Source organism: Companilactobacillus jidongensis, assembly GCF_003946575.1.
GTDB classification, from domain to species: Bacteria; Bacillota; Bacilli; order Lactobacillales; family Lactobacillaceae; genus Companilactobacillus; species Companilactobacillus jidongensis.
Genome location: NZ_RHOP01000004.1, coordinates 148,046 through 166,394, shown reverse-complemented (window position 1 = coordinate 166,394; position 18,349 = coordinate 148,046). Strand labels below are relative to the sequence as shown.

General features: G+C 37.5%; 13 protein-coding genes. 11 read left to right on the top strand and 2 right to left on the bottom strand.

All coding sequences use genetic code 11. The features are described 5' to 3' along the window. The first annotated feature begins 79 nt into the window (after positions 1-79). From EKM68_RS03310 to EKM68_RS03270, 9 genes are all read left to right on the top strand, one after another. The gene (locus EKM68_RS03310) at positions 80-1,051 is read left to right on the top strand and encodes an ABC transporter permease (RefSeq protein ID WP_125588234.1); all 972 of its coding nucleotides are present in this window, start codon (positions 80-82) and stop codon (positions 1,049-1,051) included. 13 nt (positions 1,052-1,064) lie between these two features. Next, positions 1,065-1,985 carry a carbohydrate ABC transporter permease gene (locus EKM68_RS03305; RefSeq protein WP_125588233.1) on the top strand — a complete coding sequence of 307 codons (921 nt, stop codon included), beginning with the start codon at positions 1,065-1,067 and terminating at the stop codon, positions 1,983-1,985. A 9-nt stretch (positions 1,986-1,994) separates the two neighbouring features. Continuing rightward, positions 1,995-3,242 carry a family 20 glycosylhydrolase gene (locus EKM68_RS03300; RefSeq protein ID WP_125588232.1) on the top strand — a complete coding sequence of 416 codons (1,248 nt, stop codon included), beginning with the start codon at positions 1,995-1,997 and terminating at the stop codon, positions 3,240-3,242. Between the two features lie 26 nt (positions 3,243-3,268). Then, positions 3,269-4,723, top strand: a complete 1,455-nt coding sequence (locus tag EKM68_RS03295) for an ABC transporter substrate-binding protein (protein ID WP_125588231.1) — start codon at positions 3,269-3,271, stop codon at positions 4,721-4,723. Between the two features lie 15 nt (positions 4,724-4,738). After that, on the top strand, positions 4,739-6,196 hold the full coding sequence (locus EKM68_RS03290) for an ABC transporter substrate-binding protein (RefSeq protein WP_125588230.1): 1,458 nt from the start codon (positions 4,739-4,741) through the stop codon (positions 6,194-6,196). Between the two features lie 101 nt (positions 6,197-6,297). Beyond that, positions 6,298-6,903 (top strand): YesL family protein, encoded by a 606-nt coding sequence (locus EKM68_RS03285; RefSeq protein WP_125588229.1) that lies wholly within the window; start codon positions 6,298-6,300, stop codon positions 6,901-6,903. Further along, a complete protein-coding gene (locus tag EKM68_RS03280; protein ID WP_125588228.1) occupies positions 6,903-8,627 on the top strand; it encodes a sensor histidine kinase in 1,725 nt (574 codons plus the stop codon). The genes EKM68_RS03285 and EKM68_RS03280 overlap by 1 nt, the downstream gene beginning before the upstream one ends. A 4-nt stretch (positions 8,628-8,631) precedes the next feature. Further along, on the top strand, positions 8,632-10,116 hold the full coding sequence (locus EKM68_RS03275) for a response regulator transcription factor (protein WP_125588227.1): 1,485 nt from the start codon (positions 8,632-8,634) through the stop codon (positions 10,114-10,116). A gap of 16 nt (positions 10,117-10,132) precedes the next feature. Continuing rightward, positions 10,133-11,002 (top strand): ROK family protein, encoded by an 870-nt coding sequence (locus tag EKM68_RS03270; RefSeq protein ID WP_125588226.1) that lies wholly within the window; start codon positions 10,133-10,135, stop codon positions 11,000-11,002. A 37-nt stretch (positions 11,003-11,039) separates the two neighbouring features. Here EKM68_RS03270 and EKM68_RS03265 read toward each other — a convergent pair whose 3' ends face one another. Beyond that, a complete protein-coding gene (locus tag EKM68_RS03265; protein ID WP_125588225.1) occupies positions 11,040-13,133 on the bottom strand; it encodes a GH92 family glycosyl hydrolase in 2,094 nt (697 codons plus the stop codon). Positions 13,134-13,144: 11 nt separating this feature from the next. Next, entirely contained in the window at positions 13,145-14,179 is a 1,035-nt protein-coding gene (locus EKM68_RS03260; RefSeq protein WP_125588224.1) for a GntR family transcriptional regulator, read from the bottom strand. Positions 14,180-14,300: 121 nt separating this feature from the next. Here EKM68_RS03260 and EKM68_RS03255 point away from each other — a divergent pair, with 121 nt between their 5' ends. Both EKM68_RS03255 and EKM68_RS03250 read left to right on the top strand, forming a co-directional pair. Continuing rightward, positions 14,301-15,578, top strand: coding sequence for a glycoside hydrolase family 125 protein (locus EKM68_RS03255; protein WP_125588223.1), 1,278 nt, complete (start codon positions 14,301-14,303; stop codon positions 15,576-15,578). A gap of 7 nt (positions 15,579-15,585) precedes the next feature. Next, entirely contained in the window at positions 15,586-18,285 is a 2,700-nt protein-coding gene (locus EKM68_RS03250; protein ID WP_125588222.1) for an alpha-mannosidase, read from the top strand. Positions 18,286-18,349 lie beyond the last annotated feature (64 nt).

The following is an 18,349-nucleotide window of genomic DNA, read 5'->3' as shown; positions in this document are numbered from 1 at the left end:
CGAATTTGTAACTTATTTTGGTACTCATAAAAAAGATAGAATAAATTTCGAAAGCGGTTACACATAGGGAGGCATAAAAATGAAAGAAGTTACACCTAAAGGAGGATTAGAGAATTCTACCAAGCGAAAAAAGAGATCTAAGTTTTGGCAAAAATTCTCTAATAATGGACCATTCATTATCTTTGCGTTGCCGGGTGCTATTTGGATGTTATTTTTCTTCTACATTCCAGTATTCGCCAACGTTGTAGCGTTTAAGGATTTTAAATTTTCCCCAGATGGATTCATGGCCAGTCTTACACAAAGTAAATGGGTCGGATTCCAAAATTTCAAATTCCTGTTCTCGTCTAATGCAGCGTGGTTGATCACAAAGAATACATTGCTCTATAACTTAGGGTTCATTACCTTGAATCTGATAATTGCCGTATTCTTTGCCATTGTTATGAGTGAACTGAGACATAAGAAGTTGGTTAAAACGTATCAAACATCAATGCTTCTACCATACTTCTTATCATGGGTCATCATTGCCTACTTCGTGATGGCATTCTTGAACCCTGAAAAAGGATTGCTTAACTCAATGCTTCACACAGATATCAATTGGTATGCGGAACCGAAATATTGGCCATTCTTTCTATTGATGCTCGGAACTTGGAAGGGTATTGGATATAACAGTATTTTGTATTTTGCGACAGTAATGGGAATCGATCCAACGTACTATGAGGCTGCGATGGTCGATGGTGCTGGTAAGTGGCAACAGATCAAGAACATCACGATACCACAGTTATTACCATTAATGACTTTAATGACAATTTTGGCCGTTGGTAATATCTTCCGTGCTGACTTTGGACTGTTCTACACGGTTCCACAGAATTCCGGAGCGTTATATAACGTTACATCAGTTCTGGATACATATATTTATAACGGATTAACTGCTACAGGTGATATCGGTATGTCTAGTGCTGCCAGTTTGTATCAATCAGTTGTTGGTTGTATCTTACTTGTTTCCACAAATATGCTTGTGCGTCGTTTTGACGGCGATTCAGCACTATTCTAAGAGGTAAAAAAATATGAATAAAAAGAAAGCTATTGAGGATGTTACAGTACGTGCCTTTGGTAAAAAGACAGATTTATTCTTCAATATCATCATTGGATTGTTCGCAATTACATGTATCTTACCGTTGTTTTTCGTTGTTGTGATCTCATTGACGGATGAGAATACTTTGTCCCAATACGGTTATCAGCTCTGGCCTAAGAAGTGGAGCTTTGCAGGTTATGAATACTTGGCAACAATGGGTGGAGAGTTGATGAGATCGCTCTGGATCTCAATTATCGTAACGGTCTTTGGTACGATGATCAACGCAACCTTCACTTCAACATACGCCTATGCTATTTCGAGAAAGTCATTCAAGTACAGAAAATTTTTCACTATCTTTTGCTTGATAACGATGTTGTTCTCACCAGGTATGGTTGCCAACTATATTGTTGTTACTAACTTGCTTCATCTAAAAGATACTTTGTGGGCTTTGATCCTGCCAATGGCGGTCAGTCCTTTCAATATTATTGTTATGAGGACTTTCTTCAAACGACAAGTTTCTGAATCAATCATTGAATCAGCTCGTATCGATGGTGCGAGTGAATTGAGAATCTTCTTGCAGATTGTTATTCCGTTAGCGATTCCTGGTATTGCAACGATTAGTTTATTCGCGGCTTTGGGGTATTGGAACGATTGGTTCAACGCGTTGCTATACATCTCAGACGACAAATTAGTTCCATTACAATACTTGTTGATGAAGATTCAAGCCAACATTGAAATGCTGACACAAAATGCCGGAACTGGTGCACAATTTGCCGGTGGTCTAGCAGCTGTTCCTAAAGAAGCAACACGAATGGCAATGGTTGTTATTGCGACACTACCAATTGCTGCAACATATCCATTCTTCCAAAAATACTTCGTCCGTGGTCTTACTATCGGTGGTGTTAAGGAATAGGAGTCGAGCATGAAGCCATTCAAGTGTACTAATTTAAGTGCAACAGAGATCGAAGATATTGAATTCATTGTTAAACAACAAAATATTGACTTGGGCCAACTTTCCAAAATAACTTTATGTCTAACACCAAATGATAAGGCAAAAGATGAGTTCAATCTGCATCGTTCAAGTAGATTCTTGAAAATAACAGCCAATAGTCTGAATGGTCTCAAGTATGGTTTGTGTGAATTAAAGAATACGGCATATAAGCAAGTGAACTTGCATTATTCAGCACAGTTAGCTGAACGAGCGGTAATGATCGATTGTGGTCGGAAATATTTTTCAGTCGTTTTTTTCAAGAAATTGATTGAAGAAATGTTTGTTAACAAATTTAATACACTTCAATTACATTTTTCGGATAATGAGGGTTTTCGAATCGAATCGGAGTTGGTTCCGGAAGTTGTTTCAGCACGATTTTTAACCAAAAAAGAAATTCGCAAGATAATCGCTTATGCCCACAAATTTGGGATACAAGTTATTCCTGAATTAGATAGTCCGGGTCATTTGAAACAAATCTTATCGAAGTATCCCCAGTTTCAATTGCCAGATTCTAACGGATTGAATATCTCGGATGAAGCGGCAGTCAACTGGTTCAAACAAATTTTACGTGAGTATTTTGAATTATTCTCTGACAGCAAATATTTTCATATCGGTGGCGATGAATTTGTGGAGTTTGACAAGATAAATAAATATCCACAACTGGTGAAATACGCACATGAAATTATTGATTCTGATGCTACTGGAATAGATACGTACCTACAATATTTGAATCAGATAGCGGAATTCACTAAGCAACATGGTTTTGTTCCACGAGTATGGAACGATGGATTATATAGGGCTGAGTATCCTGATTCGATCGTGAAGTTAAGTTCAGATTTTCAGATAACTTATTGGACAAAGTGGAATCAGAATATGGCACCGGTACAAACGTTTCTTGATCATGGTTATAAGGTAATTAATTATAACGATGGATACTTCTATCATGTATTAGGTGAAGCAGCGTCATACAAATATCCAACGCCACAAAAGATTTCGTCGTGGCAAATAAATGAGTTTCCTGAATATCAGTACGTTGAAGATATGAGCAGTGTTTGGGGTCAGTCGTTGAATGTCTGGTGTGATGTGCCAGATGGGCAAACTGAAGCTGAGGTACTGTCTGCTTTGACCGAAGATATGCCGATAATTCACGGTAAGGAATGGAGCGTTAATAATAGGTGATTTTAAATTAATAGGTGGGTGAAATTATGAGGAGATCTTTAAAATATATTTTAAGCTCGATCTTGGTTCTAGCAGCAGTTTTAGGATTAAGTGGCTGTAGTAGTAACAAGAAGGAGTCTGCTAAGGATTCAGTACCAACAATATTAATGTATCAAATTGGTGATAAACCTAAGAACTACGATACTTTGATGGCCAATGCCAATAAGATTCTAGAGAAAAAAGTACATGCTAATTTGAAGATTCAATATATCGGCTGGGGTGACTATGCTCAAAAAATGGCAGTTATCGTTTCATCAGGTGAGAATTATGACATCGCCAAAGCTGATAACTATGTAGTTAATGCTCAAAAGGGTGCGTATGCTGATTTAACTAAGTTACTTCCTAAGTATGCTTCAAGTGCATATAAGGATTTGGATGAAGCTTATATCAAGGGTAACAAGGTCAACGGCAAGCTCTATGCTTTCCCTGTTAACGGTAATGTTTTTGCACAACAAACACTTGCACTTAACGCTAAGTACTTGAAAAAAATAGGGATGAACGCTGACGATGTGAAGTCTTATGCGGACCTAGAACCAATTTTAGCTAAGTTCAAAGAAGATGATCCTAAAAAGGTTCCTTTTGCAACAGGTAATATGTTTAGAGTTGCTGGAAACTTTGACTATATTTTAAGTTCAGAATTACCATTTGCAGTTGACTATAGTGAAGGTGCCGATGGCAAAACTATCATCAATCCTTACGACAGTGAATCAATGAAGAGTAATTTGAAAGTGATCCGCAGCTATTACAAGAAGGGTTACATCGACAAAGATGCTGCTACTAATAAAACTGGCTATCCACTAACAACTGATAATTGGTTAGTTAGACAAGAAACACAAGGTTCATTAGGTGTTGGTAATCAAGCCTTATCCGAAGCTGCTGGTAAAGAAATGGTTTCTAAATCAATCACAACTCCAGCAAAGACTAATACACAAGCTCAAATGTGTGACTTCGTTATCAACAATGCTTCGAAGCACAAGATTACCTCATTGAAGGTCTTGGGTGAGATCAATAGCAATCCTAAGTTGTTGAACGGCTTAGTCTATGGTGTTGAAGGCGAGTCATGGAAGAAAGTCGGTAATGATAGAATCGAACTATTGAAGGGTTACAAAGATGGTTATCACATGTCAGCCTGGAATACTGGTAATGCTGATATCGTGTATAACACCAAAGATGTAACTGATGAAATGTTGGAACAAAAACGTGTTGATACTGAGAATGCTATTCAATCTCCAGCTCTAGGTTTCCAATTTGATTCATCAAATGTTAAGACCGAGATTACTAACGTTGCGGCTGTCATGAACAAGTACATCGCAGATATTAATACTGGAACCGTTGATCCAGATAAGACGATTCCTAAGCTCGACAAAGAATTGAAGAGTGCCGGATATGATAAAGTTCTGAAAGAAATGCAAAAACAATACGATAGCTTCTTACAAAAATAACAGGGGGACCATTCAATGAGGAAATGGGTTAAATATTTATTTGGACTAGTGCTGTTACTATCAGTAAGTGTTGTTGCTGTAGCATGTGGGAATAAAAAGAATTCATCAGGTGATGGCGATACTCCAACATTATTGATGTATCAAATTGGTGATAAGCCAAAAAACTATGATACTTTGATTGCTAACACTAACAAAGTGCTCGAAAAGAAAGTTCATGCCAAATTGAAGATTCAATATATCGGTTGGGGTGACTATGCTAAGAAGATGCCAGTAATTGTTTCATCTGGTGAGAACTATGATATTGCCAAAGCTGATAATTATGCGGTCAATGCGCAAAAGGGTGCCTATACTGATTTGACAAAGATGATGCCAAAATATGCTCCCAAAGCATACAAGAATCTTGATCCTGCTTATATCAAAGGTAACAAAGTTGACGGTAAACTATATTCTTTCCCAGTTAACGGTAATGTTTATGCTAAGCAAGTAATTACTTTTAACAAGAAGTATGTCGACAAATATAACTTGGATATCGACAATATTAAGTCATATGATGACTTAGAAGCAGTCTTCGCCAAGTTCCACAAAGCAAATCCTAAGATTCAAACATTTGCTCTAGGACAAACTTTCAGAGCTACTTCAGACTTTGATTATCCATTAACGGATGTCTATCCATTTGCAGTTGATGTAGTTGATGGTAGAGAAAAAATCGTTAATCAATATGATTCAGAAAAAATGAAGAGTATCTTCAGAACTCTCCACAAGTACTATCAAGAAGGCTATATAGCTAAAGATGCCGCAACTAGTGTAACTGACTATCCTATCAGTGGTAACACATGGCTAGCCCGTCAAGAAACACAAGGACCTTACGATTATGGTGATAGTTTACTAACTATTACAGCTGGACAACCATTGGTATCAAAGGCTGTTACACCAGCTATCAAGTCAGCTGCTCAAGCTCAAATGTGTAGCTTTGTTATAAGTAGTTCTTCGAAGCACAAAGAACTTGCTGTTAAGGTACTTGAAGAAATGAATACTAGTCCTGAGATTTTGAACGGATTGGTTTATGGCTCTGAGGGTGAAGCTTACAAGTATGTTGACGATAAGAAACGTGTTAAATTACTAAAAGGATACAAAGAGAAATATCACTTAGCAGCTTGGAATACGGGTGATAACGGCGTTATCACACCAACTGAAAATGTTACTGATGAAATGATCGATACACGTATCGCTGATACAAAGGATGCAATCAATTCACCAATTCTAGGTTTCCAATTTAAGACTGATAAAGTAAAAACAGAATTAACGAATATCTCTAACGTAATGAACAAATATATCTCTGGCATTAATACAGGTACATCTGATCCGGATAAGGTAATTCCTAAGATGGATAAAGAATTAAAAGATGCTGGATATGATAAAGTTCAAAAAGAAATGCAAAAACAATATGATGCATTCCTAAAAGAGAACAAGTAGAGATCGATTAGAGATTGTGGTTATTTCACAATCTCTTTTTGCTTTGAGATTAAAAATTAATATGTATACTAAAAGTGTAAATATGATTAAGGGGAATTCACATGGTTTCAAAATCCATTCAAGTACTCTTTATAAGGATATATACGATCATAAAATTGAATCTAATTTTTTGGGTTTTAGCATTTGCCGGCGGGTTAGTCGCGGGGATTGGTCCAAGCTTATTGACAGTCAGTGAACTGTATTATACTAATGAATTTGACTATCGAGAGATAACTTTTAATACTGCATGGTCCAAATTTAAGACTAATTTTAAAAAAGGAAATACAATTTTTTGGACATTCACAGCTGTTGAAATATTCTTGTCGTATAGCTTGTACACGTCGGTTCAATTACATGGTTTGATTTTTATTGTCAGTGACTTTGTGATTATTGCCATGCTATTATTGGCGTTTTGTTTATTCTGGTATGTAATGAACATTCAGAGTGGTTTTACGATCAATTATCTTAATTCATTGAAATTGGCATTTGCACATTTCTTTTATAATTTTTTTGATAATGTCAAAGAAATTTTTGGATTGGCCATAATTATCGGTGTCACATATCGTTACAAAGGCTTGATCCTTTTTGCAAGTATTAGTGCCATGATCCTGATCACACACGCAATTGGCAAGAATTGGCTCAAACATGTGGATGAAGTTTATAAATAATGAAAAAATTTATTAAAACCTTTTTAAAACACCAATATAACTTGCATCAGATAATGTATCTCTATACCAGAATTTTGATGGCCACCGTAACGGTCGTTGCCCTGATTTTGTTAGGAGTTGCAGTATCTAATATTAAGTTTCAATCTAATCAGTCATTATTGATTGGATTGTATAATTCCGCTGATACGATGGGTGATCAACAAGCTGAAGTGAATAAATTTGCCCGTGATTTATCTGATAATCCTAGCCGGGTAGCTAACTATCGAGATTTTTTTGCAATGAATTCAGAGGACTATTTGAGTAAGAGTCAGGAAGAGTTTTCTGGTCAGACATTCTATTATTTACCCACGGTTATGTATGACTTCTTTGATCAGAATGGCAGTTTTCAAAAGATCACTTTGAATGAAAATTCATCAAAAGACAGTATGGTAGTCACACCTAAGGATATCGGTGGTGTACGGATCAAGGCCAATAAGGTTCGGGCTGAAGGGTTGTACTATACAGTGCCACTGGTCGATAAAACATCACTGACTAATTTTGGTTCAGTCGTCGTTAATGTTTCTCCACAGCGGATTACACAGCGGTTTGATAAATTGAGTTTTAATAAAAGCTTGCAGTTTATTGTTTTGTCAGATACTGGTCAAATTCAATATGGTTATCATCTTGATGAGCGCCTGAAGTCTAGAAAATTAAAGAATTATTGGTTGGGTCAAAGTGCACAGTTTATTTCAAAAGATCTCAGACAAAACTATTTTATTAAAGGATTAGAGATGCCAGGTAATCGTTATATTTACACTTTGATTCCTAAACAAAATGTTTATCTGAAGATGTTTATCTGGTCAGCAATAATAATTGTTTTGGCCATCACGATCGAGTTATTTCTTAAATGGAGTTTCCGCTGGGTCTTCAAGTATTACAACAAAGAATTATTGTGGATGACGGATTCGATGACAGCTATTTCCAATGGTGAGATCAATGCCCGGTTGCATGTTCCTAGGCAGGCAGGAGAAATCAGAACGCTGGCGGAAGGCATCAATACGATGCTTGATGCAATTGATAAATACGTTTTGCAGATCTATCAATTGAAGTTGGCGCAAAAGGATGCCAATCTGAATGCTTTGCAATCACAGATCAATCCGCATTTCTTGTATAACACTTTGGAATATATCCGGATGTATGCCTTGAATGAAGGCGAAGAGGAATTGGCTGAAGTTGTCTTCAACTTCGGTAGTCTGATGCGAAATAATATTAGCCAAGAAACCAATGTGCCGCTAGAGCAGGAATTTGATTTTGCGGAAAAATACAGTTACTTGTATCAGATGCGTTATCCAGATCAAGTTTCGTATCAGTATTCAATTGCGGACGAAGTCAAGAATGTAGTGGTGCCGAAGTTTATTATTCAGCCGTTAGTTGAAAATTACTTCAAGTATGGTTTGGACTTGACTAAGATCGACAATGCAATTCATGTTTCAGCAATCAGAGAGGATGATCGTTGTGTGATCAAGGTTGAAGACAATGGCAAGGGGATGTCAGATACGGATATTAAACAGTTGAAGGACCACTTAGATTCAGATATCGATACACTGATGAAAAATTCTAAGTCAGTGGGAATTGCGAATATTCAGGCACGAATGCAAATCAAGTTTAATAGAGAATTTGATTTGGATATTTATCGGAACAAATACCAGGGAATCACAATACAAATGTCGTTCAAATTGAGGTGATTATATGTACTCGGTACTCTTAGTTGATGATGAGTATATGATTTTGAAGGGTTTAGAGAGAATCATAGATTGGTCAGAATTTGGTTTTAAAATTAGTAATACCTGCAAGAGCACAGTTCAGGCCTTAGATTATTTGGAGAATTCACAGGTTGACCTGGTGATTGCGGACGTTAATATGCCAACAATGACCGGTTTAGAAATGATTGAGGCAGCTCAGCACAAAGGTATCTCGTTTGAATTTGTTATTTTGTCAGGATATCAGGATTTTGAATACGTTCAACACGGCCTGCAGATGGGAGCAGTCGATTATTTATTGAAGCCGATCGATGCCAATAAGTTGAAAGATGTTCTAGTCAAGATCAAGACCAAGCTTGATGCAGACAATTTATTTAAGGAGCAACTTTCGAAGATAACTAATATAACGATGCAACAGTTGTTGTTGAATGAATTGAATGATGATGAGAAAAAAGATTTTTTAAGTAATTATAATTTATCTAATGAAGTGATCAATGCTGGTATTACAGTGATTGCTTGTAATCGACTGCAGAGCTTCAGTAAGATATTGGATTTTTGTCATGGTAAAAATCAACCGTTGTTGTATTCAGATGATGATACGTTGTTTATTGCCTTTATCGGTAATAATGGTAGTTTGATCAAGTTCATGCGGAACTTAGAGAACCTTCAGTACATAACGGGTGAATCCTATATGACAGTTGGATCGCGAGTAAGCGATTGGGCGAGTTTGACTGAGAGCTTTGAGCAATCCAAAAAACTCGGTTCACTCTATAAGTTTTATACACGTAAGGATAACTTTTTGAGTAATCAAACTAGAATGGACTGGCTCAATCAGGCGACAGTGCCGAAGTTTACACTGACTGAGATCCGGACGGCGATAAACAATAATGATTACGAGACTTCAATCAGCATCTTGAAGCAGATTTTTTCAGAATTTTCAAAGAACGCCATTAATCCGAGTTATGCACGACAAATGGCCTTCTTGATTTTTTTAGAGATTCACAAGAAGATGGATCTTTCGGATAAGGAATATCAAGATATTGTCGTCAGAATAAATAAGTCTTCCAGTTGGCAAAAACTGGAAGACCTGTTAACATCCATGATCGACATGTTGCTTGATCAGCAAAATCAAAACGATTTTATGTCATTGAATGTTCAGAAGACGATCGAGATAGTTAATCGAGAATATCAAGATGATATTAATCTTTCTTTGATCTCAGAGCGACTGCAGTTGAATACGAATTACTTGGGTCAGTTATTTAAGAAGGAGATCGGCGAGAGTTTTGCCAGTTATTTGAATCACTATCGTATCCGTAAGGCCAAGGAACTGCTGAGTGACAGTCAACGTAGTGTCGCTGACATTGCCTTAGATGTGGGTTACGTGAATACCGGATATTTTTTCAAAAATTTTAGAAAAATATCAGGACTATCTCCAAAAGAGTTTCGTCAACAGAGCCATGAAATGTCTAATTAATGATGAGGATAGTTAAATGAATAATTTGGGATTGATCGATATTGGTGGTACATCCATCAAGTTCGCTATTTGGCGAAATAATGAATTAGAAAAATTACCCGCTGTAGATACGCCAGATAATCTAGAGGATTTCTACGGGATACTAACGAGTGTAGTCGCACAGATGAAGCTTGAAGCGCAGATCGTTGGTGTAGGTGTAAGTTCCCCAGGTGCCGTCAATAAGACTACTGGAGTCGTCGAAGGAGTCTCTGCGGTAAAATATCTGCATGACTTTGATATATTGAGTGTTTTAACTGAAAAATTTGGCTTGCCAGTCAGTATGGAAAATGACGCCAATTGTGCAGCTCTTGCTGAATTAGATTCAGGTGCCGGCAGGGATGTCGATAGTTTGATATTTTTGATACTCGGGACAGGCGTCGGTGGATCTGTTATTGTGGATCATCAAATTTGGCATGGAGCTCATTTATTTGGTGGTGAATTTGGTTTCATGTTGATAGATGGACACAAGACATTGAGTAATCTAGGAACGGCCGTGAATGTGGCTACTAGATATAACGCCGTGAATGGGACACGGTGTTCTGGTAAAGAGGTCTTCCAGTTAGCTAAGTCTGGAAATACAAGTGCACAAAGGGAAGTTCAAACAATGTATCAAGCGCTTGCCAAAGGAATCTTCAACTTGCAGTATTCGTTTGATCCAGAACGAATCGTGATTGGTGGTGCAGTGTCAAATAATCCTGATTTGATTCCAGCAATTGAAGCTGAAATAGATAAGCTCAGGGATGCAGTCAAAGTTGCTTCGATCAAGCCAGAATTAGTAACTTGTGAATTTACTGATAGTGCTAATCTACGTGGTGCGATGGTTGATTTTTATCAGACCTTTGAATAACAAAAATGGAGCTCACAGTCGTGAGCCCCATTTTTTGTTATGGCAATAGAGTTAATCGATTAATTATTTTACTACCAGCAGTTATTTGTTCATGCGTTATATAACGCTCCGGTGAAGATTTGTCATTAATTGACTCAAGGTGATTGAATTGATTTTGCGGCAGATTATTCTTGGTGATAATGGTTGTCTGTTTATTGTTAGCTAGGTTGAGTTCTACTCGATCGAATTGTGGGATACCAACAATATACTGATCACTTCCAGGACAGACAGGATAGAATCCCAATGCTGAGAAAATGTACCAAGCGGACATGGAGCCATTGTCTTCATCACCAGGATAACCGTCAATTGTATCGTTAAACTTCTTCATCAGTTGTTTGACTAAGATTGAAGTATATTCAGATTTGTCAGTGTACATGAATAAGTAAGGAATGTGGAAGCTAGGCTGATTAGATAAGGCAAGTTGACCAAAGTTCAACTGTGCCATCTCAGTCATTTCATGAATTTCGAATCCATAACCACCAACACGGTAGGCAGGAGCCTGATTGCACAATTGGACTAAGGTGTCCCTCAATCCTGTTTTATCTTTATAAAGATCTCGTAAGCCATCAATGTCGTGAAAGACAGAAAAACTATTTTGCCAAGAACTACCTTCAGTGTAATCAGTCCCCCAGGACAGTGAATCGAATGGTTCTTTGAATTTACCATTCGATAACTTAGCACGCATCAGGCCAGTTTCTGAATCGAAAAGATTCTGGTAATTCATTGCTGATTTGAAATATTTCTGTTGGATCTCCGTTTCACCGATTACTTGGGCAACTTGGCTGATACAGAAGTCGCTGTATGCATAATCGAGCGTGTTATTGACACTCTCTTTGTATTTGTCAGCAGGTAAATAACCATAGTGATCGTAGTCGGTTGCTCCTTGACGTCCAAATTTGTCATTAGCAGTTGTCTTTGTGGAACTATCGATCATGGCTTTTAAAAATAATTTTAGTTTATCAATTGATAATAGGCCTTTTATGGCAGCATCCGCAACCACTGCATCGATCAGCGTTCCGGGCATCATGCCACGTTCATCTGGTGCAAGCCATTTGGGCAGGAAGCCACTTTCGAGATAACTGTTATAGAAACCATCTAACATCTCTTTGAAGGTCTCAGGTATCAGGATTGAGAAGAGCGGATAAACGGTCTTGCTGGTATCCCAGAAGCCATTATTCATGTATAGGAAGCCAGTCTTAATGTTTTTGTTATAAATATCAAAATGAACTGGTTCGTTAGTTTTATTTAGTTCATAACACCGTTGTGGAAATAAAAATATTCGATAGAGATTGTGATAGAAGGTAGAGATATTTTGCTTATTTGGGTCATCTATCTCGATCAAATCAAAATATTTTTGCCACTCGGCAGCGGCCGATTTCATTGAGATTTCAAAATCTGATTCAATTCGAGAAAGATTCAATTGAGCTTGTTCTTGACTGATAAATGAGGCGGCCAAGGTCATATTCAGTTCATCAATATCACCGAAGTTGACTAAGAACAGATCATACATTTCAGTTTCAAATTGTTGAGTAGATTTGATTTCGGCATCAAAGTTAAAGCGGACGTGTTCAACAAAATTATCACTAAAATCAGACGTGTAATTTTGGACTGTGACTAATACCTGATTATTTTTAACAGTAAAACGACCAGCCTTAGGTACTTTCAAAAGAAAGCCGTTGTCATGGCTATGGAATGAATAACGAACATTAGCTCCATAAGTACTGGCGGTCAGCTCTGATGTAACGCCATAACGCTGATCCTTGATACGTAAATAATTAGGCTGGAAGATGGCCTCATCAGAATTGTAGGAGCCGCTGATGGTATTTAGGTCAGTGATGTCATTTGACTCACTAATGGCTGTGAAAGTTAGTTGCTGAAAGTCGCCGATCCACGGACTAGGCTGATGTGTCAGCCTGATACCAGAGTAATTATGATCAGTGGGTTTGAAGAACCAAGAGGTATCTTCATCAGTTGTTTGAACGCAGAAGTAATTCATGCCAAAAGGCACGCCAGTATAAGGCAAGGTATTTCCATGTGAAAAATCAGAGCTGTTGTTAGTACCGTGTCGGGTGTCGATATTTTCGATGTTCATTTCAGAACTCCTTATTTAGTAGATTGTCGACGGATCAATTTAACCGGAATAGTGATAGTGTCAGGAACGTCAAAATTTGGATCTTGAATTTTATTAAGTAAAATTGCAGTTGCTTTTGCACCAATTAAATTGAAGTCTTGATTGATTGTAGTCAGACTAGGATAGCTGAGCGAAGCAGCTTGGATATTATCGAAACCAACGATCGATACATCTTTGGAGATATCAATATCTTGCTCATGTAAATAGTTGATGATATTGATTGCTGTAACGTCATTTTCAGCCACGATTGCGTCGATTTTTTTGTTAGAAACATAATTAGCAATAGTTTTGAGATCACTCTTCTTATTGAGGGTTATAAGCGGAATATCAGTCGCAATATTTTGCTCCTTGAGTGTTGTTAAAAAGCCTAAATAACGTGAACGAACTGAAATTTCAGAAAGAGCTGAGTCCGCAACAAAGCAGGGGTGAAGATTGCCTTTGAGAACGGCAGTGGTTGCTAACTTACCTCCCGCCAGATTATCAGGCATAACACATGGCAGTGGAAAATTCAGGATTTTCTTATCAAGTAAAACGACTGGAATATTTCTCAAATAAAGAGAACTCAGGACGTTGATATTCTCACTCACTTGATTCACGTAGTAAAGAATACCGGCGACATTAGTCAGACTATTAACATAATCTTTTTTGAATTCTTGATTACTGATAGTTTTCAAATGATATTCAGGCGTGTTGTTGATTTCTTTAAGCACGCCACTCATGTAGTCACCGAATTCATAATTATTGGCAAATGGTATTACCAGAAGGATTTCTTGAACGTGAATATCTTGAGAAATCGAATTCTGAATGACAATTGTACCCTTTCCTTGTTTTCTAGCGACCAATTTATCTTGCTCCAATTCGTTAAGAGCCCGTTTGGTAGTTATTCGACTGACCTGATATTTTTCAGCTAGTGATATTTCACTAGGAAGAGTGGATCCAATTGGATATTTTTGAGAAAGAATATCTTTTTTTAATGATTGATATATCAACTTATACTTAGGTTGCATGGCTATCCGTCCTTTACTTTACTGAATATAACATAAAAAAAACAAAAAACAACTAGTAATCTGTCAACGCTTGCATTATACTTTCACTAAAATATGATATACCAACTTATGGAGGTAAATAATGAAATTAACGCAACCGATTAAGCATTTTATGGAAGAGGTATCATATGTGTCCCAAAAGACGCCCGATTGGTCCAAAGTTTTTGAAGTTACTTACACTAATACTTGGGAAACTGCCATCAAGCCAATGCCGAAAAATGGGACTTTTGTCCTAACTGGCGATATTCCTGCAATGTGGCAACGTGATTCGACTTGCCAAGTACGACCATACTTGGTCATGGCTCAACATATTCCCGAAGTATCCGATTTGATATATGAAGTAGTGAAGAGGCAATTTTTCAATATGAATCTTGATCCATATGCTAATGCTTTCAATGAGGAAGCTAATAATGCTGGTCATCAGAAGGATAATACTGTGATGACGCCGTGGATCTGGGAACGAAAGTTTGAGATCGATTCATTATGTTTCCCAGTTCAGTTGTCATATCTATTGTATAAGAATACGGGCCGAAAAGACCAATTCGATGAAAATTTTGTTAGTGGAATTAAAAAAATGTTAATGGTTTTTGAAATTGAACAGCATCACGATACATCTGACTATCGTTTTGAACGTACTTATGATCGTCCCGAAGATACCTTGGTGAATGATGGAAAAGGTAGCAAAGTCGGTTATACCGGAATGATCTGGTCAGCTTTCAGACCCAGTGATGACGCTTGTGTTTATGGATATTTGGTTCCAGCCAATATGTTTGCAGTTTTAGCTTTGGACTATATTCAAAAAATCTTTATGGAGATCGTTCCTGATGATGAAATTGTTCAAAAAGCTAACAAAATTCAGCAAGAAGTTCGTGCTGGTATCGAAGATTATGGGACAACGACCAACGCTGCCGGTGAGAAAATTTACGCCTATGAAACTGATGGTTTAGGAAATCATCTGATCATGGATGATGGGAATGTGCCTAACTTATTAAGTACACCGTATCTTCACTACACTTCTATGGATGATTCAATTTATCTGAATACAAGGAAGACGATTCTAAGCAATGAGAATCCCTATTTCTACGCTGGAACATACGGTCAAGGACTAGGTAGTCCGCACACACCGGCGAATTATATTTGGCACATTGCTCTAGCGGTTCAAGGTTTGACACAAGCTGATGAGGCTGAAAAAGCACGATTGTTACAAAATATGGTCGATACAACGGCTGGAACAGACTTGATGCATGAAGGATTTGATGTGGATAATCCTAACAATTACACACGTGAATGGTTCTCTTGGGCAAATATGATGTATTGCGAACTATTCCTCAACTACTATGGATATCAAATTAAGGAGTAACTTCAACATGAATAAGAAAAAAGTATTTGTTGTATCACACAGTCATTGGGATCGTGAATGGTATATGGGGTATGAACACCATCATATGCGCCTAGTAACCCTGATGGATGACTTATTAGAACTTTTCAAAACTGAACCAAGATTCGATAGCTTTCATCTTGACGGTCAAACTATTATCTTGGATGATTACTTACAAGTTCGCCCTGAACGAGAGGCTGAAGTCAGACATTATATTGAAGAGGGAAAGCTAAAAGTTGGTCCATTCTATATTCTTCAAGACGATTTTTTGATCAGTTCCGAGGCTAATACACGTGATATTTTGATTGGCGCTCAAGAATCAAAGAAGTGGGGTAACAAGGTCAACTTAGGCTACTTCCCAGATACATTTGGTAATATGGGTCAAACAGCACAGATGATGAAGCTATCTAATCTTGATTTTGCGGCTTTTGGACGTGGGGTTAAGCCAACGGGATTGAACAACCAAGTCTTTGAAAATGAGAATTACAGTTCGCAATATTCAGAGATGTGGTGGAAGGGACCCGATGGTTCCAAAGTGTTAGGTGTGTTATTCGCTAATTGGTACAGTAATGGCAACGAGATTCCAGTAGACAAGGTTACTGCTAAAAAATATTGGGATCAAAAACTTCAAGATGTTGAAAAATATGCTTCGACTGATAACTTGTTGATGATGAATGGCGTTGACCATCAGCCGGTTCAAAAAGACGTGATTGAAGCATTGGATGTAGCTAGTGAGCTATATCCAGACTATGAATTTATTCATTCTAACTTTGATGACTACTTGAAGGCTGTTGCTCAAGATATTCCTGAAGACTTATCAGCTATCGATGGCGAACTAACTAGTCAAGAAACTGATGGTTGGTATACATTAGCCAACACGGCTTCGAGCCGAATTTATTTGAAACAAAAAAATACCCAAGTTCAGCGACAACTTGAAAATATTACTGAACCGCTAGCGGCTATTGCTTATAAAAATACGAATGATTATCCCCATGATCAATTGAAATATGCGTGGAAGACATTGATGCAGAATCATCCGCACGATAGTATTTGTGGCTGTTCGGTCGACGAGGTTCACCGAGAGATGATGACTAGATTTGAAAAGTCGAGAGAAGTCGGCGAGTTTTTGGCCAATGACGCACTAAATATCATTGCTGATAAGATCAATACGAATGTCTTTGCAGTAGGCAGCAAGCCTTTTGTGGTTGTTAATACTCAAGGCTATGAAAAGAGTCAGATGGTGTCAATTGAAATCGAATGGGATCGAGCACCATTCTCAGAAGGTACACCAAATGACCAATATGAATTGATGCAATCTAAATTAGCTGAATTACCTGAATTAGAAGTAGTTGATAAACATGGTTATGGCATTCCTTTTGAACTGGTTAAGTCAGAGGTTCGCTTCGATTATGATCTTCCGAAAGAACAATTCCGTATACCATATATGGGATTATTCATTACGATTCGTGTTCCAGTTGAGAGTTTGCCTGCTTTATCTTGGACGACTTTGGCGTTACAAAAGAAAACTCAAGCAGTCATCAAGAATGATCACAAGTTATTCGATGTTGAGAGTAATACTTTGGAGAACAACTGGCTCAAGGCAACCGTCAAGTCTGATGGTAGTTTGACGATCCTTGATAAGAAGACTAATCGTATCTATGATGACCAAATGATTTTTGAAGACACTGGTGATATTGGTAACGAATATATTTATCGTCAGTCAGCGGATAAGAAGACAATCTATTCAACTGATTTTCAAGCTGAAGTCGAAGTTCTGATCAACAATGAATACGAGGCGAAGATCAAAGTATCTCAAGATATTTGTATTCCTGTTTCAGCTGATGAAAGATTAGAATACGAACAAAAATCAGTTATTGATATTACTGAACGAATTGCTAGACGTGCTAAAGAATGTCGCACGATCAGAGTCTCAACGGTTATTGGAATAACTAAGATGGAGGATCAACTGAAGTTTTTGACGACTTTTGATAATACTTGCCTGGATCATCGTGTGCGAGTACTGTTCCCAACACAATTGGACACAAATACACATAACGCTGAATCGATCTATGAAGTGGTGGAACGCAGTAATCAGGTGAGTGATTCGTGGAAGAATCCTACCAATCCACAGCATCAACAGGCCTTCGCAAATGTACATGATAATCATGGCGGCGTTACAGTCGGCAATTTAGGATTGAATGAATATGAAATTTTATCTCAGGACAATACTATTGCCGTGACCTTATTACGATCAGTTGGTGAAATGGGTGATTGGGGTTACTTTGAAACTAAAGAGGCTCAGTGCCAAGGAATGCAAAGCTTTGTTTATAGTCTGTCATTCCATGATAAAAGTATTGCGAGTCGAATTAATAGTTATATGCAGGCTCGAAATAATCAGGTTCCGTTACAAACGGTTCAAACCGATATTCATGATGGTGAATGGAAGTTGAGTCATGCGGTTTACAAAGTTTCAGCTGAAGACTTTGCAATTACATGTTTCAAACAGTCAGAGGATGGAGTAGCCGATATTATTCGTGGATATAACATGACAAATGAGTCAGAGGATATTAACGTTAATGTCGAAAAAACAAAGCTGCAGACTGTCAATTTGTTAGAAGAACCACTAAATGATATATCTAAAGAAGTGCTTAAACCTGCTGAAATTAAGACTTTTAAAATTGATTGGTAATATTTTTTGAACAGATTGACTATAAAATATACCAAATTTTGGATACTTTACCGTTTTTATGAAA